Source organism: Tunicatimonas sp., from assembly GCF_049647865.1.
Lineage (GTDB): Bacteria > Bacteroidota > Bacteroidia > Cytophagales > Cyclobacteriaceae > Tunicatimonas.
This window is the reverse complement of the sequence record NZ_JBARYM010000050.1, coordinates 1-2274: the sequence shown is the minus strand read 5'-3', so window position 1 is coordinate 2274 and position 2274 is coordinate 1. Positions and strand designations below refer to the sequence as shown.

The window sequence follows — 2274 nt, the reverse complement described above, 5'->3', positions numbered from 1 at the left end:
TTCCTCTTCAATACGCTCAACAACCTGTACTCATCTGTAGTCAATCAGTCGCCCCGAGCCCCTCACATGATTATGCAACTATCCGGAATCCTGGACTACGTGTTGTACAAAAGTCAAAATAAGGAGGTACTCCTCAGCGATGAAGTGAAGACCATTGAGCATTTCTTAAAGCTGGAACAAATTCGCTACGGAGAGCGACTGTGTGTGAACTTTAAGACAGAAGGAAATATGTCGGTTCTCATCTCACCGCTGATCCTACTCTCTATCGTAGAAAACGCGTTCAAGCACGGCGCCAGTGGCGATATTGATTCTCCGAAGATTGAGATTGAAATAGCTGAGAAGAACGCGGCCGTTTTCTGCAAAGCCTGGAACACGAAGAGCCAGTACCCAGGCGGTATCAACGATGCTTATAAATCAGGCATTGGATTAACCAATATCAAAAGGCAACTCAATCTGGTGTATCCCGACCAGCACGAACTGGTCATCGATGATCTCGAGTGTTCTTTTTCAGTATTGCTCTCGATTACGCCGCTAGCAGCATGAGTAAGATTAAATGTCTTTTGGTAGACGATGAACCACCGGCCATTGAGCTATTGGAAAAATACGCGAATATGGTGGATCAGCTAGAGGTCGTTGGCACCAGCCATAGTGCCGTGAAGGCATTTAATTTACTAAAAGATAGAACCGTTGACCTGATCTTCTTGGACATCCAGATGCCCGTTCTGAATGGAATTGATTTCATCAAAACACTCAGTAAACCACCCTCGATTATTCTGACGACTGCTTACCGAGAGTATGCGCTAGACGGTTACGACCTGGACATTATTGATTATTTACTCAAACCTATTTCCTTCGATCGCTTCCTGCGGGCGATTGATCGGTATCGTGAGAGAATGTCTACCAGCAGTATTGTACCAGATGAGAGTTCAGAACATATATTTTGTAATGTCAACCGAACTCGTCACAAAGTGGTACTCAACGATATAGTATATGTTGAGAGCCTAAAAGATTACGTTCGGATTCATATGCAGGATAAGCAAATCGTGGTCAAAGGAAATATTGGCACGTTCACCAAACAGCTATTACCCCAGCGTTTCGTCAGGATTCATCGGTCATTTACCGTAGCGCTATCGTACATAGACGCATATAACCAGCACGAGGTAACAATTAAAGGGCAAGCTTTGCCCATTGGCTTAAGCTATCGCGATGCCTTTCTCAAACAAATCGGATAACATTTCTTCGTTTTTTAGGGGAGGAAAGGTTTTAAAAAGTTCGGTAAAGTTACCATCAAAGTGGATACACTGCCCACTGAGTTAGGGCGCTTACTGCACTGGTGGGCAGTAGGCAGAGATTGTCAACGAACTGTTCTTCTTCTGATACTGGTTCCTGGCCTGATTAGATACTGGTGGAGTAAGGCAGAGATGCTTCGTCGCCAGTCATGCCCCGAAAGCCCCAGTTTACGGCAGGACTTTCAATAAGGCAGATCTCCACATTCTCATTAGCAATACCCACCCGCTCGGTAATTTGGGTGAATAGACTTTTGATGAGTTGTTTCTTAGTAGATTCACTTCTTCCCGCGATCATGAGTACTTCAATTATGAGGTAGTACTCCGAGCGAGATTCAGGGTAGATGAAATCTTCTTTATTGAGTAAGATAAATCGGTGGAACCTCTTATCAGTAGGAATCTTGAGACACTCTACCATACAGTCGTGAATAGTATCGGATAAAACCTGACGAATGGGTTCAACGGCGAGACGAAGGCCGTATATTTTTACTTGAGACATCGTTTTTTTGGTTAATAAAGGTTTGGTGGTGAAGAAATAGTTCATAAGATGTAGGTCTCAACATCTCGTAGCCAAAGGTCTGCAATTGGTTGGTTGGACGTGTAGCGGGTATAAATTTTATCGATCATCAGAAAGTCGCCGGCGTAACCAAGGGGCTTCCGCCAGCCGTGCCCCTGTACCGTATCATACAGAAAGCCTTCTCCCAAGTCTTGGTACAGCTTTTTGATAATCTGACGAATAGGAAGATGCCTTCGGTTCTGTTGAATAGTTCGTACTAGTTGGTCAATACGGTTGAAATGAACGTTTCCTGTGGTAGTATCACTCGTAGTACTGGCGGGTGGGGTAAGGGTATTCCGGTTCATGGTTCGTTAGTTTTTAGGGTTTACTATTTATTTAAAAGCAGGAGCATCCCAACAGAATGCCCCTGCTTTATATACTACTCCTCAACTATATATTCATAGGGCTGTCCGCTCTATTGCTGCCTGTTTT

4 protein-coding genes are annotated in these 2274 nt (G+C 44.2%); 2 read left to right on the top strand and 2 right to left on the bottom strand.

Going from position 1 to position 2274, the window contains the following annotated elements; translation table 11 throughout:
* Both WBA23_RS01950 and WBA23_RS01945 read left to right on the top strand, forming a co-directional pair.
* A partial coding sequence (locus WBA23_RS01950; RefSeq protein ID WP_424580555.1) for a sensor histidine kinase occupies positions 1–543 on the top strand: 543 nt, incomplete at its 5' end.
* A complete protein-coding gene (locus WBA23_RS01945; protein WP_424580554.1) occupies positions 540–1232 on the top strand; it encodes a LytR/AlgR family response regulator transcription factor in 693 nt (230 codons plus the stop codon). The genes WBA23_RS01950 and WBA23_RS01945, both read left to right, overlap by 4 nt.
* A gap of 163 nt (positions 1233–1395) precedes the next feature.
* On the opposite strand, the gene WBA23_RS01940 is transcribed toward WBA23_RS01945, so the two are convergent.
* Positions 1396–1785 (bottom strand): tautomerase family protein, encoded by a 390-nt coding sequence (locus WBA23_RS01940; protein WP_424580553.1) that lies wholly within the window; start codon positions 1783–1785, stop codon positions 1396–1398.
* Positions 1786–1826: 41 nt separating this feature from the next.
* Positions 1827–2147: a hypothetical protein gene (locus tag WBA23_RS01935; RefSeq protein ID WP_424580552.1), complete on the bottom strand. Its 321-nt coding sequence runs from the start codon at positions 2145–2147 to the stop codon at positions 1827–1829.
* Between the last annotated feature and the right edge of the window lie 127 nt (positions 2148–2274).